Source organism: Rhizobium giardinii bv. giardinii H152, assembly GCF_000379605.1.
In the GTDB taxonomy this organism is placed as follows: domain Bacteria; phylum Pseudomonadota; class Alphaproteobacteria; order Rhizobiales; family Rhizobiaceae; genus Pararhizobium; species Pararhizobium giardinii.
In genome coordinates this window covers 1-20,359 of the sequence record NZ_KB902579.1, presented here as the reverse complement: position 1 = coordinate 20,359, position 20,359 = coordinate 1, and the positions used below count along the sequence as shown (strand labels likewise).

Genomic DNA, 20,359 nt, shown 5'->3' with positions numbered 1-20,359 from the left:
ATAGGTATCTCCAGAACGGCTTTCAACGCGGCGCATCCAACTTCACCGTAAATCCGGTAAAATAGTTATCTTTACTTAGCTTTTGCGCCGCCAGGTCGAGAATCGCATGGCATGGCTGTCCTTTTCGCCCTGCGGCAGCGGCTCATCGACGATCCTCTCGAAAATGCCGGGATCGACCGGCGGAAAGCGCGTGTCGCCATCCACCTCGGCAGACACTTGCGTGATGTGCAGGATGTCGGCCGCACGCATCGCCTGCCGGTAGATTTCGCCGCCTCCGATAACGCAGACCTCGTCGACCCCAAGCGCTCTTGCCTGCTGCCGCGCCAAGGTGATCGCTTCGTCCAGCGAACCGACTGCCGTCGCACCTTCGGCACGGAAATCCGGATCGCGGCTGATGACGATGTTGGGCCGCCCCGGCAAAGGCCTGCCGATCGACGCCCAGGTCTTGCGCCCCATGATCACCGGCTTCCCGAGCGTCAGCGCCTTGAAGCGCTTGAGATCGGTGGGCAAATGCCAGGGCAGACCGCCGTCCCTCCCGATGACCCCGTTCGCCGAAACGGCAACGACGATTGTAACTTTGGTCTCAGTCATGAAATCCGTCCGGCTTGCTGTCGATCTCGCGGGCACGGGCAAGTGCCGGTCGCGACGTCAATGCCTGCACATAGCGATCGACGCTGGCGCTCGCCGGCAAAAGCCTGCGCATCCAGGCGAGCGCGCCGCCCAGCATGAGGTCGGCGCCGCTGATCCGCTCGCCCAGCAGGTAGGGGTGCTTGTCGAGCGTCGCCACTACATGCGCGCACATATCCTGATAGCCCTGGGCAAGCGCGGGATTGGTCTGGGTCAGGCCGCTGATGAAGGCGGTTCCCACCGGTTCGATCACGCCGGCGTAGTAGGCGAGCCAGGACAGATAGGCGCCCCGCTCCGGGTGGCCCTGCGGCCGCCCCATCTCGCAATCCGGATAAAGCTCCGTCAGGTACTGCGTGATCGCCGTCGATTCGGTGACCAGCGACCCGTTATGCAGAAGGGCGGGTACCTGCTTGTGCGGATGCGGATTGTTGTCGTCCGGCCCGCCCGAACCGTCCTGGCGGCGGATCGAGACGTAGCGGACATCGTATTCCGCCCCGAGTTCTTCCAGCAGCCACAGGATGCGGCCCGAGCGCGACAACGGCGCATGGATCAATGTCAGCATGTGGTCCTCCCCGACCGTAAGGTTCCGGCTACGTTGTCAGCGCGCCGTGGTTGCCCGCATCACACTGCAACCGGCGCTTTGATATGCGCATCGGCCTCATAGCCGGTCAGCTCGAAGTCTTCGAATTTAAAGGAAAATAGATCCTTCACATCCGGGTTCAAGTGCATCGTCGGCAAGGGTTTGGGCGTTCGGGTCAGCTGCTCGCGGACCTGGTCGAAATGGTTGTGGTAGATATGCGCATCGCCGAACGTATGCACGAAATCGCCGGGCTGCAGGTCGCAAGCCTGCGCCACCATCAGCGTCAGCAGCGCATAGGAGGCAATGTTGAAGGGCACGCCGAGGAAGAGATCCCCCGAGCGCTGATAGAGCTGGCAGGACAGCTTGCCGTCCGAAACATAGAACTGGAACAGACAGTGGCACGGCGGCAGCGCCATTTCGTCCACCAGCGCGGGATTCCAGGCCGAAACGATATGACGGCGCGAGTTCGGGTTGTTTTTCAGCCCTTCGACGAGCCCGGCGATCTGGTCGAGATGCCGGCCGTCATGGGTCGGCCAGGACCGCCACTGGTAGCCGTAGACGGGACCGAGGTCGCCGTTCTCGTCCGCCCATTCGTTCCAGATGTTGACCCCGTTTTCCTTGAGATAGGCGATGTTGGTGTCGCCCTTCAGGAACCAGAGCAGTTCGTGGATGATCGATTTCAGGTGCAGCTTCTTGGTCGTCAGGACCGGAAACCCTTCGGACAGGTCGAAACGCATCTGGTAGCCGAAGACCGAGCGCGTACCGGTTCCCGTCCGATCGCCGCGGTCGGAACCGGTCTCCATCACGTGACGCAGGAAGTCGAGATATTGTTTCATGAGTCCGCCGCCGATTCGTTTCGCGGGTAAAATAGGCGCAAGTCGGCGGCGAACCAATCGGTAAATCCGCTTTCCCCAAAGTGCGATCGCGCCAAGAGCTCGCCCGAGCAGAATGTCTCCCCCCCTCCTCCTATATGGAAGGCTTGCAGCAAGCGTTTTTTCGCCCCGGCCGCGCGCCTTGACGGTGAACTGCCCGGGCAGGCAGCAGACATACACTGTATTTTCCCGCAAGCCCCTTTTCTTGGGACCTGTTACGACCTATATGTGACATGCCGTCTTCGGGCGGCTATGGCGATAAACAGGCGGTGAAATAAACCTATTGGACCCGGGGGCGGTACCCGGCGCCTCCACCAAAAACCGGTCGGACATGACTTGCGGACCGGCTTTTGATGGGGGCGAAATAGGATCGACAAGGGTGTAAAGATCGACTTTTCGCTCGGCATTGTACCACCGTTATCGGGCTAAAATTGTAGTTGCAAACGACAACTATGCGGAAGCTCGTCTCGCTGCTTAATCGCGGTGTGACACTTCAAATCAAGTCCTAAGGGGTCGCACTCTTAGGCGGGGTCCGAAGGCACCTGGCAACAGAAGCCTTCACCTTCTCCCCTGCCTTGAAATGGTCTATAGATGATGCAACTGACTCGGATGCGAGGACTTTCCTGCTAAGCGAGCAGGCGGCATAGAGTGTGACAGAGTTGAGTTACAAGAAAGACGGGGATCTTATGGGCCAAGACCATATCCGCTACGACATTCTTGCGCAGGACGCGCTTCGCAGCGTCATTCGCAAGGTCTTGACCGAAGTCGCAGCCACAGGTCACCTTCCCGGCGATCACCACTTCTTCATCACCTTCCTCACCGGCGCGCCGGGCGTGCGCATTTCCCAGCATCTCAAGGCCAAATATGCCGAGCAGATGACGATCGTCGTCCAGCATCAGTTCTGGGACCTTAAGGTCACTGAAACCCAGTTCGAGATCGGCCTGTCCTTCTCCGACACGCCTGAAAAGCTGGTCATCCCGTTCAACGCCATCCGCGGCTTCTACGATCCCTCCGTCAATTTCGAGCTCGAATTCGATGTTGCCGCCACCGAGGAGGACGAAGGCGCCGAGATCACCGCCTATCCGATCGCTCAGAGCGAAAAGACGGCCGATGCCGAGACCGATGCTACTGCAAAGACCGGCGATGACGGCAAGAAGGAGGGCGGCTCGGTGATCTCGCTCGATTCCTTCCGCAAGAAAAACTGAAGCCCTCTCCAGGACAGGTTCCCCATGACCGGCGACGTCGTCAATCTCCGTCAGTTCCGCAAGCAGAAGGCGCGGACGGAAAAGGACAAGCGCGCCGAGCAGAATCGCATTTCCTTCGGCCGGACCAAGGCTGAGAAGCGGCTCACCCAGGCGCTGAACGACAAGGCCGGCAAGGCCCACGAACAGGGCCGGCGCGAAAAGACGCCGGACGAGACCGACGGCCAGTCTTAGCAGCCCCTGGCTGCAGTCCAATATTTTCACGCAGGATCAATGGGTTAACCAGCCCGCCGGAATCAAAATCCAAACGACCTGAATCATTTTCTGAGGCACGATCGTTGATCCGCAAGCATTCCGCGACATTGCATGGCCACCGCACCAGCTTTTCGCTGGAAGAGCCGTTCTGGCTGGAATTGAAGACAATCGCCGACGCCCGGAAAATCGCGCTTGCGCAGCTGATCGCCGAGATCGACGACGCACGCCTCGCCGAAAGCAACCTCTCCTCGGCGCTCAGGGTCTATGTGCTCAACTGGATCAAGGCCCAAACCGAGGATCGATGACACTCGGCATGCGGCCTGCCGGGCCGGAATTCGAGCCGCTTGCCATTCACCGCCACCGTCGTGCCCTTGGCGAATGGTCCGGCCGCCGTCAACCGCCTTCCGCCGCCGCCGTCCGGCAAGGCGCGCCGCCGCATGGGCTGCTCGTCGCGACAGGCGTTTTTTACTGCGCCGTAACACCAGGCAGCGTATTGAAATCAAGTCCCTGCGGCGGCGTCTGGACCGTTGGCTGTTCGTCGGCAGGCTGCCCGCTCATGCCGCCGTCCTGCGGCGCAGCCAGCGCGCCGCCCCGCAATACGCCGCCGGTCGGATCGAACGGCAGAAGGTTCTTCTGTTCCTCAGCCTTGCGCGCAGCCTCTGCCGCCTTGGCCGCAGCCGCATCCTCGGCCGCATTCTTCTCGGCAAGCGCCCTCGCCTCGGCCTCGGCCTTCTGCCGCGCTGCCGTTTCCACGGCAAGTTGGCGCCGCCGCTCTTCTTCGATGGCCCGCAACCGCGCCGCCTCGCGCTCGGCGGCATTGGCCTTGTAAAGGGCCACTTCCCGCCGCAGCCGCTGTTTTTCCAGCACGTTCGCCTGCAGCGTCTCGACACGACGCCGTTCGCGCTCGAAGGCCCTGAGCGACAGGTAATTCGACAGGTCGGTGGCATCGAGCGTCAGGCCGGGCGACTTGAGCAGGCCGGCATAGGAAAGCTTCACCTGCGGCTCGGCGCCCGTCAGCGCCTCCTCGCCCGGATGGAAATCCACGGTCACGCCCGCCTTCATCCGCTCGTCCGGAAAGCTGATTTCCGCATTGGCGGAAAGACCGGCCGCAGCATCGCCCGCCGTCACGTTCTGCGCCCGCAGGGTGCCCCCGGCAATGTTGAAGGGCACGGTCACCGCGCCAAGCGCCGCCTGGCCGGTCAGAACATGCTTCTCGGCGATGGGCTTGATGACATCTGCCGTGATCTCCCCCTCCAGCCGATCGGCCGCCGCGATGATGTCCGGCAGCGCCGCCGTATTGAGCCCGTGAACCACGGTATCGCGAAGCGTCGCCGTACCGGATCCGCTGGCCGACTCGGCCATGGCTCGCGCGGTCTTGCCGGATGCCTCCATCGCAATCGTCAGGTCGACCTTGGCCTCGGCTACCGCCGTCCCACCCGCTGTCCAGGCGGCTGCGGCAAGGTCCGCATCCTTGAGGTCGAGCCGCGTCTGGAAAAAGCCGGAGCCGTCGCCATTGCCGAGCAGCAGGCGGCCCTCGACCTTGCCGCCGAGCCAGTTGCCGGCAAGCGTGCCGAACTCGATCTGGTCGCCCTTCCAGACGAGCTTGCCGGTAAGGTCCGAGACGGCGCCGTAGATACCTGGCCAGAACCGCTTGGTGGAAAAATCGAGCGCGACGTCGAGCCCGCTCCATGGCGGTTGCACGACAGACGACGTCGACAGATCGCCGCTCGTCGCATCCTCGACCGGTCCGATGATGCCTTCGCCGATCCAGGCAAGATCAAGTGTATCGAGTGCCATTATTCCCGTCACCTTGCCCGGCATCTTGCGGTCGATGGCGATGGTCCCGGAAAAGGCGTTGCTGTCGGCCTTGCCCTCGATTTCCGAGAGCGTCACCGCCTCCGGCGTCGTCGCGATATCGGCCTTCAAGGCGAGCGGCAGCCCCGTTCCCATCTGCGGCAGGCCAATACCCTGCAACAGCAGGAACGGCTCGAAGTCCCGGCTTTCCAGCACGATCTTCGACTGGCCGGACAGGAAATTCTCCCGCGACAGGTCGATATCGCCATTGGCGGTCAGCGACGTCCGCTCGGTGGTAAAGGTCAGCGAACCGTTGGCCTTCTGGCCGTCGGCGCCCTGCAGCTTGACCGAGAAGATCGCATTCGTATCAACGTCGAATGGCAGCGGGTCAAAGCCGATCTGGCCGAGCAGCACCGGCGTCGAAGGGTTCTCCATCGTCGCCTCAAGCAGGATGCCTTGTCCCGTGAGCGCCTGCGCCACATTCGGCGCCTGATAGTTGGCGGCGATCTTCGTGCCGTTCGCGGTGCCGATAATGCCGAAGGTCACCGGCGCCTTGCCGTCCTGGCCTCCGGACGTCACGGTCACATCGAGAGCCGCGTCCGCGTAGTAAGACCCGCTTTTCACCAATCTTTCCAGCACCGGATGGGCGGCGGCATGACGCTCGATCATCGCCAGGAACGGCGTCAGATCCGGCGAGGCAAGCTTCATCTTGGCCGAAACCACCGGCGTGCTGAAATCCCCGCTCATGCGCCCGGAAAGCGCCAGCTGCGTTCCGGCGATATCGCCGATCGAGACGCGTTCGGCCTGCAGCTGGCCGTTTTTCAGGGTCGCCACCAGTTGCACGTCGCTGGCATCCTCGTCGAAAGCGGAGAAATGCTCGGCCGAAAGATCGGCGGCGATAGTGTGCGAAAGCACCGTTTCGTTCGACGCATCGCCTGCCACCAGTCCCGCCAGCGCCTGCAGGGCTTCGAGGTCGATGCGGTTTCCCTTGAGCTGCAGCGACAGGCTCGGCGGGACGCCATCGAGCGCCTGCCGCTCGATCCGGCCGCGCAGGACGGCAGGCCCGGCCGCCAATTCGAGGCGCTCGAACTGCTGCAGCGTGTCGGTCAGGTTGACGGTGGCGGAAAAGCCGGCGGTCTTCAGCTTGCGGATCGCCGGATCGACCGAACCGGCAACCCAGGCCGCAAGGCCCGATGGCTGGTTTGACGCGACGAGCATTGCGCCGCGGAAGGCGCGCTGGCCGCTCAGCTGCAGCCTGCCCTCGGCCTCGAACTGCGTTCGCCCGGGAAGTTGCGCCACTGCCTTGTCGACCATCCAGCCTGCCCCGTCCGGCCTCAGGTCAAGGCGGACGTCGCGCACAGTCGTATCGCCGATCACGATCGCCGGCAGCTTCAAGCTCGCGCGGCCGGGCACCTGCGGGATCGGGATATCCGCCGCGATCGCCATCATCGCAGCCAGCCTCTGGCGAACGGAGATTGCCGGGTCGCGGCCGGTCTTGCCCGCCTCGCCGCCATTGCCGATACGGCTGACATCGATCTGCTGGCCATCGGCCAGAAGCAGGAATTCCTGTTCCTTGCCGGTATCGAGCGTCGCCTCGCCGGTCACCAGATAGGGATCGTCCTTCGGGCCGATTTCGAGCCGGTATTCGGGCACGCGAATGCGCTCGTTGGTCAGCTCGAAGGCGCCCGTGACCCGCAAGGCGCCGGATTGATCGGACACCGGCTGCGCCTCGGCGGGCTTGTTTTCGGTCAGCGTGAACTTGCCCTGGTAGAGCGGCTTGAAGTCGACGATCTTCAGGTCGCCGTCCAGTTCAACCCCAAACGGGCGCTTGTCCGGGGTCAGTCGCGCCCGCAGGCCGAGCGTTCCTGCCTCGTCGTCGGCCTCGCTGCTGGAGAAGGAGAAGCTGCCCGCCTCGCCGTCGAGTGCCGCGCGGCCTTCCATCTTCCACGGACCTGCAAGCGAACGCGCCGAGAGATCGGCTTCAAGCCCGGTGATCCGCCGGGTGCGGCCCGTCTGCTCGTCGATGAAATCGATCTGGCCGCCGGCAATGGCAACGTTTTCGAGGATCACGACCTTTGCCGGAATGGAGGCCTTGCGTCCGCGCGCCCAGTCGAGCGTACCATCCGGCAGCAGCCGCACCTTGGCCTTCGGCTGTTCCAGCCGCATGTCGAAGATCAGCGCTTCCCCGGAAAGAAACGGTGCAAGCTCCGCATCCATCGAGAAACGCGCAACCTGGATCAGCGGCTCGCCGCTCTCGGACTGGCCGACGCGGACATCGTTGAGAGTGACCGAGGGGAACGGGATCAGCCGCGCATCGACGCTGCCGTACACGACCACGGGCTTGCCCATGATCCGGCTCGCCTCGCGCTCGAAATCCTTGCGAAAATCGGTCCAGTCCACGAATAGTGGTGCAATCAGCGCGGCAAACAGTGCCACGACCAGAAGACCACCGACGAAAACCAGAATTCGCGAAAGCACCAGTTGAAAGTCCTAACCCGTTTGTTGCGGAAGATGGCGCCCCTGCCGGCGTCTCCTGTCATCGATCATGGTATTAGCATCGCTTGGGGCTTTTCACATGGCAAAAATCTTGCCGGGGTTGAAGATGTTGCCGGGATCGAGCGCCCGCTTCACCTGTCGCATCAGATCGAGTGCGTCGCCAAGCTCTGCCTCGAGGAACGGCATCTTGCCCTGCCCGATGCCGTGCTCGCCGGTGCAGGTGCCATCCATCGCCAGCGCCCGCTCGTTGAGGCGGGCGACGAAAGCCTCCGCCTTGGCGATGTCGGCGCCGTCCTTGTCGTCAAACAGCAGGCCGACGTGAAAGTTCCCGTCACCCGCATGGCCGACGATCGGGGCGATCAGGCCGTTGGCGAGAATGTCCTCCTGCGTCGCCTCGACGCAATCGGCAAGCCGCGAGATCGGCACGCAGACGTCGGTGGAGAGTATAGCCAGCCCGGGTGCCAGGCTCTTCTGCGCCCAATAGGCATTGTGCCGCGCCTTCCACAGCGCGTTGCGCTCCTCGGTATTGGCCGTCCAGCGGAATTCGGAACTGCCGAATTCGGCGGCGATCTCGGCGAATTGCCTGGATTGCAGCGCCACGCTCTCGGCACTGCCGTGAAACTCGACGAACAGCGTCGGCATTTCCGGGAAGGACAATCCGGAATAGGCGTTGCTCGCCCGCATCTGCACGGCGTCCAGAAGCTCGATCCGCGCCACCGGAATGCCCGACTGGATGGTCAGGATCACCGTGTTGCAGGCGTCGCCGACAGAAGGAAACGAGCAGACGCCGCCGGCGATCACCTCCGGGATGCCCTGCAGCCTGAGCGTGATCGAGGTCAGGATACCGAGCGTCCCCTCGGCGCCTACGAAAAGCCGGGTGAGATCGTAGCCTGCGGACGATTTCCTCGCCCTATGCGCCGTGCGGATTTCCTTGCCGCCCGCCGTCACTGCGGTCACGGCGAGGACATTGTCCTTCATCGTGCCGTAGCGCACCGCATTGGTGCCGGAGGCCCGCGTCGACGCCATGCCGCCGATCGAGGCATTGGCGCCCGGATCGATCGGGAAGAACAGGCCCGTGTCGCGCAGATGGATGTTCAGCGCCTCGCGCGTGATGCCCGGCTGGACGGTACAGTCGAAATCGCTGGCGTTGACTTCGAGCACCTTGTCCATCCGGCTCAAGTCGACGCTGATGCCGCCATGCGGCGCATTGATGTGGCCTTCGAGCGACGACCCCGTACCGAAGGCGATCAGCGGAACGCCATGTTCGCTGGCGATCGAAACGATCACCTCGACCTCGGCCGCGCTCTCCGGAAAGACGACGCCGTCGGGCAATTGCGCGGGAATATAGGTCGTCGCGTGGGCATGCTGCGCCCGGATGGCCTCTCCAGTCTGGAAACGCGCCCCGAACCGTTCGCTCATCAGCCGCACGACCGTTGCTATGCCGGTTTCGTTGCGCTTGCCCGCCTTGATCGCCTTCAACGCCATGTCTCGCTCCCGAACGCCGCTGCACGTCGCGGAAATTCTTAGATTTCAACGCGCTACTGTGCAAATCGGAATCATTTTGTCCAGAACCTCGTCCTGAACTTCACGGGTTTAGCATGGAATTGCGCCGAAGTGAGACAGTCGGGACACAGGGCAGAAATAGCCCTGGGTGATGTTGACAAAGGCACGCGCGCTGGGCCCCAGCCACTCGGGGAAAGCAGCTTATCCGGCCCATTTGAACTCAAATTGACAGCGGCAAATCAGTGCACTGCGATGATTGCCGCTGCTCCTGTCACCTCAGACGTCACTTCACCGCGACGACGACCTTCCCCTTCGCGCGACCCGTTTCGACATAGGCCAGCGCCTCGTCGGTCCTCTCGAACGGGAAGACCCGGTCCATCACCGGGCGTATCTCGCCCGCCTCGATCAGCGACGTGATCTTGCTGAGCTGCCCGCCGTTCGCCGTCATGAAGAGGAAGGAATAGTCAATTCCCCGGCTTTTCGATTTTCTCCTGATGCCGGAACTCAGCAGGCGCATCACCTGCTGAAGCAGCCAGCCCGAGCCGTTCTGCCGCGCAAAGTCCGGGTCGGGCGGACCGGAAATCGAGATCAACTTGCCGCCCGGCTTCAGCACGCCAAGGGATTTCTCCAGCGTGTCCTTGCCGAGGCTGTTCAGCACGACGTCGTAGCCCTGAAGCACTTTCTCGAAATCATCCTTCTTGTAATCGACCACGACGTCTGCGCCGAGACTTTTCACAAGAGCGATATTTGCTGTGCTGGTGGTCGTCGCCACATGTGCGCCGAGATGCTTGGCAAGCTGGATCGCGATCACGCCCACGCCGCCCGATCCGGCATGGATCAGGACCTTCTGCCCCTTCTTCAGTTTTGCCCGCTCGACAAGCGCCTGCCATGCCGTCAGGGCGACAAGCGGAATGGATGCGGCCTCTTCCATGGTCAGATTTTTCGGCTTCATTGCCACATCGGCGGCGTGCACGGCAATATATTCTGCAAATGTCCCGATGCGAGCCTGCCCGGGACGTGCGTAGACCTTGTCACCGGGCTTGAATTGCCGGACATTGGCACCGACCCGGACCACGACGCCCGCGACATCGTTGCCCAGTATCAGCGGAAGGCGGTAGGGCAGGATCAGCTTGAACTCTCCGTCCCTGATCTTGCTGTCCAGGGGGTTCACTCCGGCGGCATGGATCCCCACCATGACGTCGTTGTCCTTCAACTCCGGTACAGGGCTTTCGCCGAGCCGCAGAGCGCCGCCTTTCGCATAGCGATCGATCAGGAATGATTTCATCAGACTAACTTTCGTTTTGTAGTGGTCATCGGCGCCGTCAGGCCGGCAAGCGGAACTGCTTGCGCAAGTTCTTGTCGAATATCTCCGCGGGGGCAAACCGGCGCAGCAGGCTGATTTGCTGCGCTGTCTTGCCAGCGGTATAGCGCCGTCGCGGACGGGCATCGGTCGCAGCCTTGACGACCACGTTGGCCACCACATCCGGCAGATCGGCTTTGGGCATCACATCGCGAAGGAGCGCGTCGAGACCGGCTCGAGCGCGATCATATTCATTCAGTGTGGAATCCGGCTTGATCCCATTCTGGTCGAAGACGGTACGGACAAACGCCGGCTCGATAACTGAGACGCGAATATTGAAGGCACGAACCTCGTGATCCAGTGATTCCGAATAGCCCTCGATTGCGTGTTTGGCCGCTGAATAATGAGCTGCATATGGCGCGGGTATGAGGCCCAGGACCGAGCCAATGTTGATGATGCGCCCTTTGCCGCGCCGCCGCATCGACGGCAACACCGCATTGGTCATGCGGATGACGCCGAAGACATTGACGTCGAACAGGGATTGCACCTGTGCGACCGAGGATTCCTCAGCGCCCCCCAGGAGGCCGAGACCGGCATTATTGACCAGAAGATCGATCCGCCCCGCGCGGCTTAGAACCTCGTCGACGACGCTCTGCACGGACACGTCATCGATCACGTCGCAGATCAGCATCGTCACCCCATCAGCCGTGTCCGGCATCGGCCTTCTGCTGGTGCCGAAGACACGGTAGCCATCGCGCCGCAAGGCTTGTGCCGTCACCAGCCCGATGCCGGAGGAAGCTCCCGTGACCAGGGCTACCCCGCGTTCTGTCTTGCTCATCTCGTCTGCCTTCATTTTGTCGTGGAACATCGATGAACAATCAGTTACTATCAATTTAATAGTAAGTCACTACTAAAAAGATACCGACATGAAGAATCTTTCGGACCAACCATGCCTGATCGCCCGCAGCCTGGCGCTTGTAGGAGACGCATGGAGCATGCTGATCATGCGCGACGCCCATGCGGGGCTGACCCGCTTCGATGATTTTCGCCGGAGCCTCGGTATCGCGCCGACGATGCTGACGGGGCGGCTTACAGGCCTGACCGCGGAGGGACTGCTGGAGAAACGCCGCTATTCCGAGCGTCCGCCACGCGACGAATATGTGCTGACGGAAGCCGGCCGCGACTTTCTGCCGGTGCTGTTTGCGATGGGCGCGTGGGGACGCAAACATCGCGGCGGGGGCAAGGTGACCCGTTTCTTCGACGCCGAGACAGGAACGGAGATCGATCCCGTCACCATCGATCGCGCCACAGGCGCACCGGTCGGAACACGTCCTATTCGCTTCGCCGCACCCGAATGAGCCGCAGCTCAAGCTGCGAATGGTCGGGGTTGCGACTGGCCTCCCTCTTCTCCCCACCGGGGAGAAGTGTCGAGCGCATGCGAGGCTATGAGGAGGCTCATTCAGGCGCTTCGCGACACCTTCCCCCGCCGGGAAGGATCAAGCGCCTCTTGCAATCGCCCTGCCCCGAACGTGGGCGAAAAACCGGCTCCGAATGCGGCCGGAGGGACTTTATTCCGCGGCTTCGGCCAGTTGCAGCGCTTCGGCCTGCTCCAGCTCGCGGTGCAGCCGCCGTTCTTCATCGACATGCGGCTTGGTGAACCGGGCAATGACCAGGTAGGCGACCGGCGTCAGATACAGCGTCACCACCGTGGCAAGCCCGAGGCCGCCGACCAGAACGCCGCCGAGTGCGATGCGCGCCTCGGCGCCGGCGCCGCTTGCCAGCACCAGCGGCACGGCACCGACGATGGTGGCGATCATCGTCATCATCACCGGCCTCAGCCGGATATTTGCCGCATTCTCGATGGCCGAGCGCAGGTCTTCGCCGCGGTCGCGCAGCTGATTGGCGAATTCGACGATGAGGATACCGTTCTTCGCCATGATGCCGACCAGGAGCACCAGGCCGATCTGGCTGTAGATGTTCAACGTATTGCCGGTGAGCAGCATGGCAAAGACGGCGCAGGCAAGGCCGAGCGGCACCGTCGACATGATGATCAGGCCGCTGACCAGGCTTTCGAATTGTGCGGCCAGCACCAGGAAGATGATCACCAGCGCAAAGCCGAAGGTGATGAACATGCCGTTGGCGTTCTCGTCGAGCGTCGCGGCTTCCGCAAGCGGCACGACGCGCGACCCGGGCGGCAGGAGCGGCTCGGCCATCTGCTCGACCATCGACAGGGCGTCGCCGAGCGCGATATCGGGCCCGAGCCCCGCGGAGAGCGAGACGGAGCGCAATTGCGACTCACGCGACAGCTGCGGCGCAACCGCCCTTTCCTCGACGGTCGCAATCGACGACATCGGCACGATCTTGCCGTCGCCGGTCTTCAGGAAGATGTTCTGCAGGTCGGTCGGGTCATTGACCGGGTTGGTCGTCGACAGCAGCTTGACCGGATAGGCTTCGCCGTCGACGTAGACATCAAGAACGCTGTTGCCGTCGAGCATCGCCTGCAGCGCCGACGACAGGCCCTTGATATCGATGCCGAGATCGGAGGCGCGTTCGCGGTCGATCGTCACCGAAAGCTGCGCCTGGTTCTCCTCGTAGTTCAGGCGGACGTTTTCGAAACGGCCGCTGTCGTCCATCTGCCGCACCAGTTTCGCGGCCGCCTCGCCGAGCTTGCGGTAGTCGTTGCCGACCAGCGCCACCTGCAGGCCGTTGCCGGCGCCGCGGATGCCAAGGCTGTTCGGCTGGATCGGGAAGACCCGGATCGACGGGATATTCGCCGTTATCCTGGTGATGTCGGCGGAAATCTGCTGCTGGGTGCGGTCCCGGTCGCTCCAGGGCGCCAGCGTCAGCACCATGAAGCCACCGTTGACCGAGCCGCCCTGGCCGGAAACGGAGAAGACATTGGCGATCTCGCCGCTGTCGACCAGCGGCTGCAGCCCGTCCTCGACGCGGCGCATCTGCGCCTGCGTGTATTCGAGCGAAACGCCCTGCGGCGCCTGCATCCGCAGCATGATGCGGGCGCGGTCCTCCGTCGGCGTCAGTTCCGACTTCAAGAGCGTGAAGGCGCCTGCGCCCGCCGCCGTCACCATAATCGCGACCATGAAGACGATCAGCGGCGAATTGAGGCAGGCCCGCAGCGTCCGCCGATAGAAACCGGCGGCAAAAACGCCGATTTTGCCCATGAACCCGGTATGGCCGTGTTCCTCGCCATGCGGTTTGAGCATGCGCGACGCCAGCATCGGGCAGAGCGTCAAGGATACGAACGCCGAGAGCAGGATGGCGAAGGCGAGCACGAAGCCGAACTCGCGGAACAGCCCACCCGTCTGCCCCGGCAGGAACGACAGCGGCACGAACACCGCCGCAAGCGTCGCCGTCGTGGCGATGACGGCGAAGAACACTTCGAGCGTCCCGAGCACCGCCGCCGCCCGCGGCCCCATGCCCTCGCCGCGCCGCCGCACGATGTTTTCAAGCACGACGATGGCGTCGTCCACCACCAGCCCCGTCGCCAGGACGATCGCCAGCAGCGTCAGGATGTTGATCGAGAAACCGGCGAGATAGATCGCCGCGCAGGTGCCGACCAGCGCGATCGGCATGGTGAGCGTCGGGATGAGGGTCGCCCGCCAGTCGAGCAGGAAGAGATAGATGACGATGGTGACGATGATGACGGAGGCAACCAGCGCGATCTCCACCTCGTGGATGGCGCCCTCGATGAACACCGCGTCGTCGCTGGTGACCTTGAGCTGCGTGCCCTTCGGCAGGATCTCGTCGATGGTTGCCACCGCCTTCCTCACGCCCTCGGAAATATCGAGCGTGTTCGACTGCGCCTGCCGGATGATGCCGAGCCCGATGCCCGGGCGGCCGTTCGACCTCAGCGACGACGTGCCGATATCCGGGCCGAGCGTCACCGTCGCGATATCGCCGAGCCGCACATTGTCGCCGAGGATCAGGTTCTCGAATTCCTCCGGCGTCTGCAGGCCGGCGGTGGCGCGCACCGAAATGTCCTGGTCGGCGCTGGTCAGCGACCCGGCCGGCACGTCGAGCGAGGCGGTCGCCAGCGCATCGCGCAGACTGGCGATTGTCAATCCGCGCGAGGCCAGCTTCGACTGGTTGACGTCGATGCGGAAGATCTTCTCCTGGTCGCCGTTGATCTGCACGTCGGCGACGCCCTCGACGGCGGCGAGCCGGTCGGTGATCTCGTTTTCGGCAAGCAGCGTCAGGTCTTCCATCGACAGCGTGTCGGACGTCAGCGCCAGCCGAAGGATCGGCTGGCTGTCGGCGTCGGCCTTGACGATGCGCGGCTCGTCGGCATCCTCCGGCAGCTGGTTCGCCACCCGCCCGAGCGCATCGCGGATATCGTTGGAGGCCTGGCCGATATCGGTCGTGTCGGAAAATTGCAGCGTGACGCGGCTCTGGGCGTATTGAGACGTCGAGGAAATATCCTTGATGCCCTGGACGCGCGACACGGCACCCTCGATCACCGAGGTCAGCTCGCGGTCGACCGTTTCGGGCGAAGCGCCGTCGAACTGGGTGTTGACCGAGACCACCGGCTGGTCCACCTGCGGCAGTTCGCGGATCTCGATGCCGTTCAGCGCTGCCAGACCGGCAACGATGATCAGCGTGTTGACGACCAGCGCGAAGATCGGCCGGCGAATGAACAGCGCCGTAAAACCCGCCGTGCGCCCGGCCTCGTGATGGTCGCCTGCGCCGCTCATTTCGCGGTCTCCGCTTCGGAGACCTTCTGCTCCCCGCCGCCCTCGCTCGGCTTCTGTTGCAGCGGCTTCTCGTCGCTCGCCACACGCACCGCGCCGCCGTCACGCAGGCGCTGCACGCCCTCCATCACCACGGCATCGCCCTTGGCGAGTTTTGCCTCGACCAGCACCTTGTCGGAATTGCGCTGGATGATCTTGACCGGGACCTTCTGCGACTTGTCCTGTTCGACGCGCCAGACATAGGAGCCGTCGGCGCTCCACTGGATCGCCAGCGGATTGACCGTCGGATAGTCGTCGCCGGGGAAGCGAACCGAGACGGCAAAGGACATGCCGGCCCTCAGCGTATCGTCCGGATTGTCGACCCGTGCCCTGACCCGCAGCGTCCGGCTTGCCTGGTCGACGCGGTTGTCGATGGCGTCGATGGCGCCGGAAAACTCCGAGCCCGGCAGCGCGATGGCCGAGGCCGTCACCGCCTGCCCGACGGCGATCTTGGTGGAAAACCGCTCCGGCACCCAGAAATCGACAAGGATCTGCGAGCGGTCGTCGACGACGGCGACCGGCGTCGAGGTGGTGACATAGTCGCCCGGATTGACGGTGATGATCCCGACGATGCCGCCGGAGGGCGCAACGATGTCGCGGCGCTTCAGGTCGAGCTGCGCCGTCTGCAGCGCAAGTTCGGCGGTCTGCATGGCGAATTCCGCCTCGCGGGCGATGGCGACCGACACGGTATTGCCGAGCCTGCGGTTGCGCTGAACCTTTTCGCGGGCGCTGTCGAGCGCGACCTTGGCCTGGGCGGCGGCGATCCTCTGCTCGTCGCTGTCGAGGCGGGCGATCACCTGGCCCTTCTCGATCTCGTCGCCGGATTTGACGAGGATCTCGGTGAGGTTGCCGGTCGCCTGCGGCGTGACGGCGACGGAGACGATCGCCTCGCCATTGCCGATCGCGTTCAGCCTGTCGTTGACGACGGCGCTGTCGACCGGCTGCGTGACAACGAGCGGCGCACCGCCGCCCTGCCCGCGCCGGCCCGCACCCTGACCTTGTGCCCGGCCCTGCCCGTCACCCGTCTCTGCCGCCGGCTTTGCGGCAAAGGCCACCAGTTGCGCGGGTACACCCGCCTTGGCAAGCATCGCGCCGGCGCCCGGCACGAAGCGGACCCACGCACCGAGACCCACCGCAAGGATGACAAGACTGATCGACACCTGCTTCCAAAGCCGCATCAAGGAACTCCATTGAAATCACGGCTCCCGGCCATGGCGGCGCGCGGGGTCCATCAACAAGGCCAACTATCCCCTTTTGCCGCAGGCCGGGCAATGCCAGAATACCATCATTACGCAATTGTAATGAAAGCAATTTTCGGTCCTAAGCGACCGCTTTCCAGTCAAACGAACCCGGAGGCCCCATGAGCACCATCGCCAAAAATCAGAACCCGGAATCCGATCCGCGCGTCAAAGCCGTGTTCGATGACATCCGCGCCACCCGCAAGTCGGACTTCATCAACAACATGTGGCATTACCTCGCCTTCGATCCCGGCCTGCTGGAAGCCACCTGGGCCGAGGTCAAGGCGGCGATGGCAACGCCGTCGGCACTCGATCCGCTGGTGAAGGAGATGCTCTATATCGCCGTCTCCGTCACCAATGGCTGCGGCTACTGCGCCCATTCGCATTCGGCCGCCGCCAGGGCCAAGGGCATGACCGCCGAGCAGCATGCCGATCTCCTGCGCGTCATTTCGCTTGCCGCCAGGACCAACCAGCTGGCAACCGCGCTGCAGGTTCCCGTCGATCCCGTCTTCGATGCCGATCATCGGCCCTGATCGCGGCACAAAAGCGGTTGTTTCCCCAATGAAGCTGGACTTCCGGAATAAAAGAAGAACGGAATTCTGGCCTTTCGGCGCCGAATCACTACATTGAGCCGCATGAGCAATGGATTTGACGACATTCCCTTCTTCGATGAGGAGCCAGCGCCGCGCCCGTTGCGCGGTCGTGAGCCGGCGCCGCCGGCCCCCTCAGGCGGCATCGCCGCCCGCGCCATGGCTGCGCGTGACCAGCATCGGGCGCCCGATTATCTCTCCGGCCTGAACCCGGAACAGCGCGAAGCCGTCGAAACCCTCGACGGTCCTGTTCTGGTGCTCGCCGGCGCCGGCACCGGCAAGACCCGGGTGCTCACCACCCGCATCGCCCATATCCTGTCGACCGGCCGCGCCTATCCCAGCCAGATCCTCGCCGTCACCTTCACCAACAAGGCGGCCCGCGAAATGAAGGAGCGCATCGGCGTGCTGGTCGGCGCCGCCGTCGAGGGCATGCCCTGGATGGGCACCTTCCACTCGATCGGCGTCAAGCTGTTGCGCCGCCATGCCGAACTCGTCGGGCTCAAGTCCTCGTTCACCATTCTCGACACCGACGATGTCGTGCGGCTGATCAAGCAGATCATCCAGGCCGAGGGCATCGATGACAAGCGCTGGCCGGCCAAGCAGTTCGCCCAGATGATCGACGGCTGGAAGAACAAGGGCTTCGGCCCGGCCGACATCCCCGAAGGCGATGCCCGCTCGTTCGCCAACGGCATGGGCCGCGAGCTCTACGCTGCCTATCAGGCCCGGCTGATGACGCTGAACGCCTGCGATTTCGGCGATCTTTTGCTCCACCCGATCCGCATGTTCCGCGCCCATCCGGATGTGCTGAAGGAATATCACGACAAGTTCCGCTATATCCTCGTCGACGAGTATCAGGACACCAACACCGCCCAGTACATGTGGCTGCGGCTGCTTGCCCAGCGGCCCCACAGCAGAAAAAACCCCTCCCCAACCCCTCCCCACAAGGGGGAGGGGCAAACCTCTTCCCGCGCCACCGCCGGCGACCACCGCGGGTCTGTGAACACCGGTTCTGGTGATTTTGCGCAAGAGGAACGGCAGGAAAGCCCCTCCCCCCTGTGGGGAGGGGTTGGGGAGGGGAAACCCCCGCAAATCAACATTTGCTGCGTCGGCGACGACGACCAGTCGATCTATGGTTGGCGCGGCGCGGAGGTCGACAACATCCTGCGCTTCGAGAAGGATTTTCCGGGCGCCAAGGTGATCAAGCTGGAGCGCAACTACCGCTCGACGGAGCACATCCTCGGCGCCGCCGCCCATCTGATCGCCCACAACGAGGGCCGCCTCGGCAAGACGCTGTTCACCGACCGCACAGACCCCGACGACGACAAGGTGCAGGTGCACGCCGCCTGGGATTCCGAAGAGGAAGCCCGCGCCGTCGGCGAGGAAATCGAGCAGCTGCAGCGCCAGCAGCACAGTCTGAACGACATGGCGATCCTGGTGCGCGCCTCCTTCCAGATGCGCGAGTTCGAAGACCGGTTCGTCACGCTCGGCCTGAATTACCGCGTCATCGGCGGCCCGCGCTTCTACGAGCGGCTCGAGATCCGCGATGCGCTCGCCTATTTCCGCCTCGTCTGCCAGCCCGCCGACGACCTCGCCTTCGAGCGCATCGTCAACACCCCGAAGCGCGGCCTCGGCGATACGACGGTGCGCAGTCTTCACGACTATGCCCGCGGCCGCAACATCCCGATGCTTGCGGCGGCAGCCGATCTCATCGAGACCGACGAGATGAAGGCCAAGCCGCGCAAATCGCTGTTCGACGTCGTCACCATGTTCAAGCGCTGGCAGGGTCTGCTGGAAACCACGCCGCACACCGAGCTGGCCGAAACCATCCTCGAAGAGTCCGGCTATACGGACATGTGGAAGAACGACAAGTCGGCCGAGGCGCCCGGACGCCTCGAAAACCTCAAGGAGCTCATCCGCTCGATGGAAGCGTTCGAATCGATGCGCGGCTTCCTTGAGCATATCGCGCTGGTGATGGACGCCGAGCAGAACGAGGATCTCGACGCCGTCTCGATCATGACGCTGCATTCGGCCAAGGGCCTGGAATTCGAAACCGTCTTCCTGCCCGGCTGGGAAGAGGGCCTTTTCCCGCACCAGCGCGCCCTCGACGAAGGCGGCCGCTCTGGCCTCGAGGAGGAACGCCGCCTCGCCTATGTCGGGCTCACCCGCGCCAAACGCCGCTGCCACATCTGGTTCGTAGCCAACCGACGCATCCACGGCCTGTGGCAATCGACGCTCCCCTCGCGCTTTCTCGACGAATTGCCCGTCACCCATGTCGACGTCGCCGAGACCGACCAATCCTACGGCGGCTACAACCGCGGCGGCTACGGCCAGTCGCGCTTCGACAAGCAGGAACCTTTCGCCAACGCCTATTCCACCCCTGGCTGGAAACGCGCCCAGGCCCACAAGACCGACGCCACACGCGACAACTGGGGCAGCCGCTCCGGCGTCGGCATAGAGCGCATCGGCTACGGCGAGAGCGGCCCGCGCGCCCGCACCATCGACGGCGAACTCGTCGCCAAGTCGAAGATCGACGAACCCTCGAAATTCAACGTCGGCGACCGCGTGTTCCACATCAAGTTCGGCAATGGCAACATCGCCAGCATCGAGGGCAACAAACTGACCATCGACTTCGACCGCGCCGGGCAGAAACGGGTGCTGGACGGGTTTGTCGATCGGGTGTGAGGTCACCTGGAGGGGATCCTCGGGTCAAGCCCGAGGATGACGGAGGGGAGGAATTCGGCGGAGAAAACCGGATACCTCCGCGGTCGGATGTTCGCTATTGGCGCGATCTCCTCACGGTCGTCGTCCTCGGGTTTAACCCGAGGAATGACCCGAGGATCCATCCCCAAGCCTACCAAAGCTCCACCATCCGGCGATGCGCGTGCCCGGATCCTCGGGTCAAGCCCACTGCTGTCCGGTTTAAATTTCCACGATTGGCAGAGGCAATTGTCGTGGGTCGGATCTCGGTGATGGGGGAGTTTGCCTGAGCGCGTTGATCGGTCTGCGGTGCATGATGTTGAGGCGGACGAGGCGGGTGAAGGCGAGCGNTTGGGAAATCGCGGTCTGGCAGGCTTGGGCCATGCGCAGCAGAATGTAGGCGATCAGTGCAACGTAGACCTGGATGCGCACGGCGTTCTCCGAGGTGCCGAGGAAATGA

Annotated in this window: 15 protein-coding genes, 1 other RNA gene and 1 pseudogene; 7 read left to right on the top strand and 10 right to left on the bottom strand. The window is 63.5% G+C overall.

Annotation, left to right across the window (positions count from 1 at the left end):
• Positions 1 to 75: 75 nt before the first annotated feature.
• Genes A3AY_RS0103640 through A3AY_RS0103630 form a run of 3 tightly spaced genes read right to left on the bottom strand, consistent with a single transcriptional unit; the run spans position 76 to position 2,043 of the window.
• Positions 76 to 591, bottom strand: coding sequence for a dihydrofolate reductase (locus tag A3AY_RS0103640; protein WP_018324321.1), 516 nt, complete (start codon positions 589 to 591; stop codon positions 76 to 78).
• Positions 584 to 1,189, bottom strand: coding sequence for a glutathione S-transferase family protein (locus A3AY_RS0103635; RefSeq protein WP_018324320.1), 606 nt, complete (start codon positions 1,187 to 1,189; stop codon positions 584 to 586). Before A3AY_RS0103635 ends, A3AY_RS0103640 begins: the two co-directional genes overlap by 8 nt.
• 59 nt (positions 1,190 to 1,248) lie before the next feature.
• The gene (locus tag A3AY_RS0103630) at positions 1,249 to 2,043 is read right to left on the bottom strand and encodes a thymidylate synthase (RefSeq protein ID WP_018324319.1); all 795 of its coding nucleotides are present in this window, start codon (positions 2,041 to 2,043) and stop codon (positions 1,249 to 1,251) included.
• Between the two features lie 232 nt (positions 2,044 to 2,275).
• Here A3AY_RS0103630 and ssrA point away from each other — a divergent pair.
• The 4 genes from ssrA (at position 2,276) to A3AY_RS0103615 (ending at position 3,841) form a co-directional block, all read left to right on the top strand.
• Positions 2,276 to 2,642, top strand: a transfer-messenger RNA (tmRNA) gene (gene ssrA / locus A3AY_RS37345).
• Between the two features lie 123 nt (positions 2,643 to 2,765).
• The gene (locus tag A3AY_RS0103625) at positions 2,766 to 3,284 is read left to right on the top strand and encodes an SspB family protein (protein WP_018324318.1); all 519 of its coding nucleotides are present in this window, start codon (positions 2,766 to 2,768) and stop codon (positions 3,282 to 3,284) included.
• 24 nt (positions 3,285 to 3,308) lie between these two features.
• On the top strand, positions 3,309 to 3,515 hold the full coding sequence (locus A3AY_RS0103620; protein WP_018324317.1) for a DUF4169 family protein: 207 nt from the start codon (positions 3,309 to 3,311) through the stop codon (positions 3,513 to 3,515).
• A 104-nt stretch (positions 3,516 to 3,619) separates the two neighbouring features.
• The gene (locus A3AY_RS0103615) at positions 3,620 to 3,841 is read left to right on the top strand and encodes a ribbon-helix-helix domain-containing protein (RefSeq protein ID WP_018324316.1); all 222 of its coding nucleotides are present in this window, start codon (positions 3,620 to 3,622) and stop codon (positions 3,839 to 3,841) included.
• 160 nt (positions 3,842 to 4,001) lie between these two features.
• On the opposite strand, the gene A3AY_RS0103605 is transcribed toward A3AY_RS0103615, so the two are convergent.
• From A3AY_RS0103605 to A3AY_RS0103590, 4 genes are all read right to left on the bottom strand, one after another.
• On the bottom strand, positions 4,002 to 7,808 hold the full coding sequence (locus tag A3AY_RS0103605) for an AsmA family protein (RefSeq protein ID WP_018324314.1): 3,807 nt from the start codon (positions 7,806 to 7,808) through the stop codon (positions 4,002 to 4,004).
• A 93-nt stretch (positions 7,809 to 7,901) separates the two neighbouring features.
• Positions 7,902 to 9,311: an FAD-binding oxidoreductase gene (locus A3AY_RS0103600; protein WP_018324313.1), complete on the bottom strand. Its 1,410-nt coding sequence runs from the start codon at positions 9,309 to 9,311 to the stop codon at positions 7,902 to 7,904.
• 301 nt (positions 9,312 to 9,612) lie between these two features.
• Positions 9,613 to 10,614, bottom strand: a complete 1,002-nt coding sequence (locus A3AY_RS0103595; RefSeq protein ID WP_018324312.1) for an NADP-dependent oxidoreductase — start codon at positions 10,612 to 10,614, stop codon at positions 9,613 to 9,615.
• A 37-nt stretch (positions 10,615 to 10,651) separates the two neighbouring features.
• Positions 10,652 to 11,467, bottom strand: coding sequence for an oxidoreductase (locus A3AY_RS0103590; RefSeq protein WP_026203072.1), 816 nt, complete (start codon positions 11,465 to 11,467; stop codon positions 10,652 to 10,654).
• A gap of 88 nt (positions 11,468 to 11,555) precedes the next feature.
• On the opposite strand from A3AY_RS0103590, the gene A3AY_RS0103585 reads away from it, so the two are divergent.
• Entirely contained in the window at positions 11,556 to 11,987 is a 432-nt protein-coding gene (locus A3AY_RS0103585) for a winged helix-turn-helix transcriptional regulator (protein WP_026203071.1), read from the top strand.
• Between the two features lie 210 nt (positions 11,988 to 12,197).
• Here the strand turns inward: A3AY_RS0103585 and A3AY_RS0103580 are convergent, their stop codons facing one another.
• Together A3AY_RS0103580 and A3AY_RS0103575 are read right to left on the bottom strand one after the other, a co-directional pair.
• Positions 12,198 to 15,338, bottom strand: a complete 3,141-nt coding sequence (locus A3AY_RS0103580; RefSeq protein ID WP_018324309.1) for an efflux RND transporter permease subunit — start codon at positions 15,336 to 15,338, stop codon at positions 12,198 to 12,200.
• Positions 15,335 to 16,552: an efflux RND transporter periplasmic adaptor subunit gene (locus tag A3AY_RS0103575; RefSeq protein WP_018324308.1), complete on the bottom strand. Its 1,218-nt coding sequence runs from the start codon at positions 16,550 to 16,552 to the stop codon at positions 15,335 to 15,337. Before A3AY_RS0103575 ends, A3AY_RS0103580 begins: the two co-directional genes overlap by 4 nt.
• A gap of 182 nt (positions 16,553 to 16,734) precedes the next feature.
• Here A3AY_RS0103575 and A3AY_RS0103570 point away from each other — a divergent pair, with 182 nt between their 5' ends.
• Positions 16,735 to 17,145, top strand: a complete 411-nt coding sequence (locus A3AY_RS0103570) for a carboxymuconolactone decarboxylase family protein (RefSeq protein ID WP_018324307.1) — start codon at positions 16,735 to 16,737, stop codon at positions 17,143 to 17,145.
• 102 nt (positions 17,146 to 17,247) lie between these two features.
• Entirely contained in the window at positions 17,248 to 19,884 is a 2,637-nt protein-coding gene (locus A3AY_RS0103565) for an ATP-dependent helicase (RefSeq protein ID WP_026203070.1), read from the top strand.
• Positions 19,885 to 20,121: 237 nt separating this feature from the next.
• On the opposite strand, the pseudogene A3AY_RS40265 reads toward A3AY_RS0103565, so the two are convergent.
• A pseudogene (locus A3AY_RS40265) lies at positions 20,122 to 20,359 on the bottom strand (IS4 family transposase); the annotation flags it as partial.

Coding starts and splice junctions, on each gene's coding strand:
- A3AY_RS0103565 (WP_026203070.1), top strand. CDS start 17,248: ATGAGCAATGGATTTGACGACATTCCCTTCTTCGATGAGGAGCCAGCG.
- A3AY_RS0103595 (WP_018324312.1), bottom strand. CDS start 10,614: ATGAAATCATTCCTGATCGATCGCTATGCGAAAGGCGGCGCTCTGCGG.
- A3AY_RS0103575 (WP_018324308.1), bottom strand. CDS start 16,552: ATGCGGCTTTGGAAGCAGGTGTCGATCAGTCTTGTCATCCTTGCGGTG.
- A3AY_RS0103585 (WP_026203071.1), top strand. CDS start 11,556: ATGAAGAATCTTTCGGACCAACCATGCCTGATCGCCCGCAGCCTGGCG.
- A3AY_RS0103635 (WP_018324320.1), bottom strand. CDS start 1,189: ATGCTGACATTGATCCATGCGCCGTTGTCGCGCTCGGGCCGCATCCTG.
- A3AY_RS0103620 (WP_018324317.1), top strand. CDS start 3,309: ATGACCGGCGACGTCGTCAATCTCCGTCAGTTCCGCAAGCAGAAGGCG.
- A3AY_RS0103590 (WP_026203072.1), bottom strand. CDS start 11,467: ATGAGCAAGACAGAACGCGGGGTAGCCCTGGTCACGGGAGCTTCCTCC.
- A3AY_RS0103640 (WP_018324321.1), bottom strand. CDS start 591: ATGACTGAGACCAAAGTTACAATCGTCGTTGCCGTTTCGGCGAACGGG.
- A3AY_RS0103600 (WP_018324313.1), bottom strand. CDS start 9,311: ATGGCGTTGAAGGCGATCAAGGCGGGCAAGCGCAACGAAACCGGCATA.
- A3AY_RS0103630 (WP_018324319.1), bottom strand. CDS start 2,043: ATGAAACAATATCTCGACTTCCTGCGTCACGTGATGGAGACCGGTTCC.
- A3AY_RS0103570 (WP_018324307.1), top strand. CDS start 16,735: ATGAGCACCATCGCCAAAAATCAGAACCCGGAATCCGATCCGCGCGTC.
- A3AY_RS0103625 (WP_018324318.1), top strand. CDS start 2,766: ATGGGCCAAGACCATATCCGCTACGACATTCTTGCGCAGGACGCGCTT.
- A3AY_RS0103580 (WP_018324309.1), bottom strand. CDS start 15,338: ATGAGCGGCGCAGGCGACCATCACGAGGCCGGGCGCACGGCGGGTTTT.